Annotated in this window: 5 protein-coding genes and 2 tRNA genes; 5 read left to right on the top strand and 2 right to left on the bottom strand. The window is 59.2% G+C overall.

The genetic code is table 11. The features are described 5' to 3' along the window. The first annotated feature begins 175 nt into the window (after positions 1 to 175). Positions 176 to 517, top strand: coding sequence for a porin (locus HMPREF3036_RS09790; RefSeq protein WP_062334101.1), 342 nt, complete (start codon positions 176 to 178; stop codon positions 515 to 517). Here HMPREF3036_RS09790 and HMPREF3036_RS09785 read toward each other — a convergent pair. Further along, entirely contained in the window at positions 478 to 900 is a 423-nt protein-coding gene (locus tag HMPREF3036_RS09785; RefSeq protein ID WP_005433406.1) for a hypothetical protein, read from the bottom strand. The genes HMPREF3036_RS09790 and HMPREF3036_RS09785 overlap by 40 nt on opposite strands. A 50-nt stretch (positions 901 to 950) precedes the next feature. After that, positions 951 to 1,286: a hypothetical protein gene (locus tag HMPREF3036_RS09780; RefSeq protein WP_062334097.1), complete on the bottom strand. Its 336-nt coding sequence runs from the start codon at positions 1,284 to 1,286 to the stop codon at positions 951 to 953. A 446-nt stretch (positions 1,287 to 1,732) separates the two neighbouring features. Between HMPREF3036_RS09780 and HMPREF3036_RS09775 the strand changes: the two genes are divergently transcribed. The 4 genes from HMPREF3036_RS09775 to rpmF all read left to right on the top strand — a co-directional run bounded on the left by HMPREF3036_RS09775 (position 1,733) and on the right by rpmF (position 6,099). Further along, positions 1,733 to 5,302, top strand: a complete 3,570-nt coding sequence (locus tag HMPREF3036_RS09775; RefSeq protein ID WP_062334093.1) for a DEAD/DEAH box helicase — start codon at positions 1,733 to 1,735, stop codon at positions 5,300 to 5,302. Between the two features lie 108 nt (positions 5,303 to 5,410). Continuing rightward, positions 5,411 to 5,486, top strand: a tRNA-Gly gene (locus HMPREF3036_RS09770). A gap of 37 nt (positions 5,487 to 5,523) precedes the next feature. Beyond that, positions 5,524 to 5,599 (top strand) — tRNA-Gly (locus HMPREF3036_RS09765). Between the two features lie 317 nt (positions 5,600 to 5,916). After that, on the top strand, positions 5,917 to 6,099 hold the full coding sequence (rpmF, locus tag HMPREF3036_RS09760; RefSeq protein ID WP_005433400.1) for a 50S ribosomal protein L32: 183 nt from the start codon (positions 5,917 to 5,919) through the stop codon (positions 6,097 to 6,099). The last annotated feature ends 274 nt before the right edge of the window (positions 6,100 to 6,373 follow it).

The raw sequence follows: 6,373 nt of genomic DNA, 5'->3' as shown, positions 1-6,373 counted from the left end.
AGGTTGCGCTCTACCAACTGAGCTACTCCCGCATCTGAGAAGTCGTATTTTACATAGGTTTTTGGAAATGTCAAGAATTCCTCAAAAAAAATCAAGACCTAAAACCATTCCGCCCCTCGGACCTCCGAAGGCTCTCCTCATTCACCCTTCAGCAGACTTCGTCAAAGACAACATCATGCAGTTTGGAAAAACGGCCGCTGCCCTTGCGTCGCTCCTCGCCGCAGGCACCTGTGCCGCTGCAGGCGTCAAGGTCTACGGCGCCATCGACACCGGCCTCACCTACAAGCACGTCGCCGAGAGCGGCGGCAACAGCCTGGAAATGACTTCGGGCAACTTCGCCGGTTCCCGCCTCGGCCTCAAATGCTCCGAAGACCTGGGCAACGGCCTCTCCGTCGGCTTCATTCTTGAAAACGGCTCCAGCTCCGACAGCGGCGCGCTCGGCAAGGACGGCTCGATCTTCAACCGCGAGTCGCAGATCTATCTCAAGACCCGCTTCGGCACGTCGCGGTTGGCATAGAGAATCTGACCGTAGAACCAATTGGCCGTCATCTCGGGGAACGTGCGGGTGCAAAGCGATGCCTTCTGAGCGGCACGCGCCGTCTTGAAGGCGGCCGCCGGATCGTTTTCCATAACCAGCTGCCGCATGGCCGTGAGAATCATCCGGGGCCAGTCATCGTGCATGGTGCCCACGTAGGCCCAAGGGCTTTCGGAAAGCCAGAAGCCGTTGCGAAGAGAATAAAGCCTATTGATGGTTGACCTCGGCGTGCACGCCTGAATCAAGCCGAGTTGCTTGGCCGGCAATTCGACCGAAAAGATCCCGGTCGCCGTCAAGTCGAAGCTCTTCTTTGCGAGCCACTCAGCCCACTCATTCATCACCTCATCGGGCAGGATGACGAACATGGGCCTGAACTTCGGATCCTCCAACCAAGCCTTGATCGTCTTCTTGAAGCTTAAGGGCCGTCCGGCTCGTCCATCAGCTTCCGAATCCCGGCGGTCTGATCTTCGACGGACTTGCCGTTCTTGAGGTCCGCACAGGCAGTGAAAATGCCGAACATGACATCAACAACATGAATGGCATTGCGATTGACCCTGGCGTACCTCTCGCCGCGCCTTTGGACTTCGGCCTTGAAAATCTCGTGCGGATAACGAGCGCCCATCTCCCAAAAGAAGTCTTCCGTGGGTAGGATGTCGAAGCCCTTGTTGTAGCGCGAAATCAACTCCATCCAGCCTGCCTTCTTCCAGTCGTTGAGCAGCTTTTTGACCCTCTCCTTCGTAATCTCGCGCAACTCGACTTGGCGTCCGTAGTCAATGGTGTCGAACCAGCTGTAGGAAAAAAACAGTCGAGAAGCAGTTGTTCTTCGGGATGCGTGATGGTTGGCGCGGGGCGGTTCTCCTGATGGGTTCTTACGGCCAATGTTCGGGCTTCATGCGGCCTAGGTTCGCGCAGATGCTTTCGGCTCGGATGCTGTCGGCGCAGGCGCGCTCTTGACTATGCGGAAGTCTACCCTCAAGAAGGGCAGATCCAGACGATTGACGTACCGTTTTAGAGAAATTCACGAAGACCGTCTGCTGAAAGTTGTCGAGCCGCACCATGTCTTCCTTCGAAAGCTCAAGGCCGAAGACATTGATGGGGAGATCTACAAAAGTTGAGAGGCGGCTTCGGTTGTGGAGGAGATGTATTTCAGCTCGACTTGGTAGACTGAAACTTTTGAGGACATGAGGGAGCTCAGGCATGGCCAGACGCGTACAGTTCGGCACGACATGGTGGGGAAAGCAGTGGATCGACGCACTCACGCATTTGGATTATGAGAACAGGCTGCCCCGTGGGCGCACCTACTACAACACGGGGCGCATCGACGACATGCAGTTCAATCCCGCGAAGCTCAGGGTCGAGGCGATTGCGCATGGCAGCGCCTACTCGCCCTACGAGGTTGCGATTGACTTGAAGCCCTTGCCGTCCGAGGACGTCACGAGGCTCGTCGATGCTGTTGCCGAGAGGCCCGCGCTGCTTGCGAAGCTTCTCGAGGGCGAGCTCGACCCCGAGGTCGGCGAGATTGCAGCGGAGCTCGGCATCAGCCTCTTCCCGCAGTCGTGGAGGGAGTTCCGCATGTCCTGCTCGTGTCCCGACGATGCGGTTCCCTGCAAGCATATTGCGGGTGTCTACTACGGAATGGTGAAGACGATAGACGCGGACCCGATGTGGGTCTTCCACTTCAGGGGCGTTGATCTGCCCGGACTTCTGCGCGATCGCGGTATCGATCTTGACAAGTCCGTCTCGCTGTTCGAGCCGGATCCTCTTGTCTGGCTTGCGCTCGCCGATCCCAAGGGGGAGGCAGAAGAGGGGGACGGCGAAGCGCTCCCTCTGCTCGAGGAAATTGAGGGCGGATATCTCAAGCGCCTCGCGTCGCTTCTGCCCGCATCGGTCGAGGGCGGGAAGGCGCTTTCACGCTACCGCTATGAAAAGCTCGTCGCCCCCGTGATGAGCAGGTCCCGTTCCCACGAAGGTCAGGGGCATGACGTTGACGAGCTCTGGAACAAGTTCCAGTCCGCCTTCTCAGGTGGACGCGTGCTGCCGGAACTTCTCTGGGCGGACGGTCGCTTCATGATGTCGCTTCGCATACCGCGCGGCCGCAGTCTCGATGCGTCGATGATGGACCGGGGCCGCCTCATCATCTCGCTCTCCGAGCTCGACGGGCGCACGCCCGCGTCCGCCCCCGGTCTCGAACCCTGGAGCCGAGTCGCGAAGGCCGCCGTCATGCTCCTGAGGCAGGGGGCTGCGGTCCCCGTGCTCGTGCACCTCAAGACGGAAGGTCGCGACAAGGTGGCGGCGATGTGGATGCCTGCGATGCAGGCGGTTGGCGTGCGCAGGTTCGTCGAGGAGACGGGCGCGATTCTCTCGAAGGATGTTCTCGGCATATTCAAGAAGAGCGGGTGCCCGCTCGCACAATCCACGCGGACCGGCAGGCTCTTTACGCTTCTCTCCGTGCTGATGACCGAATATGTCGAATTCTCGGCGCGCGTGCCTTCGACCTTTGCGGGCGATCCGCTTTACGCCCTGATGGCCAGGCCCCTGAGCTCGGCGCTCGATTACGGCATCGCCCAAGCCGACATTACGCTCATGCGCAAGTTCCTCAAGCCGTTCTCGCTCGCCTTCATGCAGCTCTCCTGGGTTCCCGTCATGACGGTCCGCACTGCGAAGAACGGCAACGTGACGGTTAATCTCGGCGTCCTTCCCCGCAACGCCGGTCCCAAGGCGCGTCCCGTGCTCTACAGGGACGTGCTCAAGGAGGAGAAGTTCGAGGCCGACCGTCTGGCGATCCTTTCCGTCTTCGAATCCCTCGCCGTCTACTGCAACGAGCTCAGGGCAGTGCTCGACTCAAAGGGCAAGCCGGCGACGCTCCCGAAGGACGGACTGCGCGACTTTCTCTTTGACGCCGTGCCTTCGCTCGAGTTGCTCGGCGCCCGCGTCATGCTCCCCAAGAGCCTCAGCAATCTCCTCAAGCCGAAGCTGTCCGTCTCCATGTCGGGCAGCACGGGCAAGGGTATGATCACGAAGGAGTCCGTCGGAAGCTTTGACTGGAAGGTGTCTCTGGGAGAGCGGGTGCTCACCAAGGAAGAATTTGAGGCTGTCATGGCTCATGTGGGAGAGGTCATTCCCTTCAATGACGAGTTCGTGTATCTCGATCCCGAAGTGCTCAGAAAGCTGAAGGCGAAGGTCGACTTCATGGAGAGTGCGGGATATCTCGACATGATGAAGGCCGTCTATACGGGCGAACTCGACGACGGCACGGCCGTCTCGGTTCCCGACGACCTGATTGAGCGCACCCGTGAGTTCGGGCGCGTGGATTCGATTCCGCTGCCTTCGGGCCTCAACGCGGTGCTGCGCCCCTATCAGGAAAGAGGCTATTCGTGGCTCATGAGAAACCTGATGCTCGGACTCGGCGCCCTCATTGCCGACGACATGGGCCTCGGGAAGACGCTGCAGGTCATCACGACGCTTCTAGCCATGAAGGAGCGAGGCGAGTTTGCGAAGGAAAAGGCGATCGCGATCGTGCCCGCCACCCTGATGACAAACTGGATGCGTGAGATCGAGCGCTTCGCGCCCGGCCTCACTGCATCCGTCTACCACGGCTCGGCCAGGCAGCTTGCGCCCGTCGAGGAGCGGCCCGACGTGACGATCACGACCTACGGCACCTTCAAGCGCGATGCGGCGGTCCTTGGGGCCGAGACTTGGAGACTGATGGTGCTCGACGAGGCGCAGGCCGTCAAGAACACGGGCTCCGGCATCACGCAGGCGGTTCGTGACTTCCCCGCCAGACAGGTGATCGCCATGAGCGGGACGCCCGTGGAGAACAGGCTGATGGAGTACTGGTCGCTCCTGTCGATCGTGCAGCCCGGCATCCTCGGCACCCAGGACGAATTCATGAAGTCCTTCGCCAAGCCCATCGAGACGGACAGGAACGAGCGTGCGCTCGAGGCCTTCCGCCTGGTGACCGCTCCCTTCATGCTCAGGCGCCTCAAGACCGACAAGTCGATCATCTCGGATCTGCCCGACAGGGTGGTCTGCGACCGCTACGTCGATCTCACGCCCGAGCAGGCCGCACTCTACAAGACGACGCTCGACTACTGGATGAAGAAGCTTGAGGGGCTCGGACAGGAGGACGGCATGAAGAGGTCGAGCATGCTGCTGAGCCTCATCACGGCCCTCAAGCAGATCTGCAACTCCCCGTCCCTTTATGAAAAGAGGCACCCGCGGCTTCCCGACAGCGGCAAGGCCGACTCGCTCTTCGAGCTTGTCGAGGAGTGCAGGGAGAACGGGCGCAAGATGCTCGTCTTCACGCAGTACGCCGAGATGGGCGAGAGGTTGCAGGACTGGTTCGAGAAGGCGACGGGCGTCAGGCCCGACTTCCTCCATGGTGGCGTCTCCATCGCGAAGCGCGCCGAGATGGTAGACCGCTTCCAGAACGATCCCGCGGACGCCCTTCTCATCATCTCGCTCAAGGCGGGCGGCACGGGCCTCAACCTGACGGCGGCCTCCGTCGTCGTGCACTACGACCTGTGGTGGAACCCCGCCGTCGAGAATCAGGCGACCGACCGCGCCTTCCGCATCGGCCAGTGCAGGGATGTGCTCGTCTACCGCTTCCTCTGCGCGGGGACCTTCGAGGAACGCATCAACGACATGCTCGAGCGCAAGCGTGAGCTCGCCGACCTGACGGTTGCGACAGGCGAAGGCTGGGTGGGCGATCTGAGTACGGACGAGCTAAAGGCGCTCTTCCGCCTCGAATCGCCTGAAAACGCCTGAAAAAGGATCTTCGAATACCGTGTTTATGGTATTTTTCGTTTTTTTGGGAAGAGTGCTCTTGCCAATCCCGAAAAACTGTGTAAAATTCAAATCCTTCGCAGGACGAATGCGGGAGTAGCTCAGTTGGTAGAGCGCAACCTTGCCAAGGTTGAGGTCGCGAGTTCGAGACTCGTCTCCCGCTCCATTATCTCTTTGAGAGGGTGTGGGTTCTGTCAAAAAATGCGGGAGTAGCTCAGTTGGTAGAGCGCAACCTTGCCAAGGTTGAGGTCGCGAGTTCGAGACTCGTCTCCCGCTCCAGGTTTCAGAGGAAAGGGGAAGCGTGATGCCTCCCCTTTTTTCATGCGCATCCGAAACGCAAATCAAAAAAAATGCGTTAGACAGATGCCAACCTTCGGCGAATTTGGTAAAATTCGCCACTTTCCACGATGGGATACGGTTTCGACTGAACTGCCGCCACGGGTGGTTGGTTGTGCCGGCCCCTTCAAACGGTTGATTGCCAACGGTTTGAAAGCGTCCCGACGCGGAGATTTTTCCGGAAGTCTGCAGGTTAGTTATCGAGTGCCGTCCTGCAGACCACTCGTAATGTCACTCGTTTTGTATACGTGGGGTTTGCCATGGCTGTTCAGCAGAACAAGAAATCCACCAACAAGCGCGGTAATCATCGTGCTCACGACTTTTTGACCAACCCGCCCACCGCGATCGAAGCTACGACCGGTGAAGTGCATCGCCGTCACCACATCAGCCCGACCGGTTTCTACCGCGGCAAGAAGGTGATTGCGACGAAGGCTGACGAATAATTAACGTCTGCCGGTCTTTTCGACAAAGAAGCTTCCTTCCGAAGCCGTTGGCAGCGCCATGCCGTCCGGCAAGTCTTTGCGCGCAGGATGCAACGCGCGAACCCCACGGTGAGTGACAGATCAAGCTGACTCGCGTGAAGGTTTCAAGGATTAGGCTCCACTGCAGCTTGCATCGGAAGACGTTGAAAAGATCGTCGAAGTCATAGAAAGAGGGATCCGTCAAGACGGGTCCCTTTTTTTAGGTTCATCTCGGAAGTCCGTGGAACGCGGCCTT

The sequence above is a fragment of the Sutterella sp. KLE1602 genome (genome assembly GCF_001578585.1).
GTDB classification, from domain to species: Bacteria; Pseudomonadota; Gammaproteobacteria; order Burkholderiales; family Burkholderiaceae_F; genus Sutterella; species Sutterella wadsworthensis_A.
The sequence above is the reverse complement of the archived record's forward strand: the minus strand, read 5'-3'. Positions and strand labels throughout refer to the sequence as shown.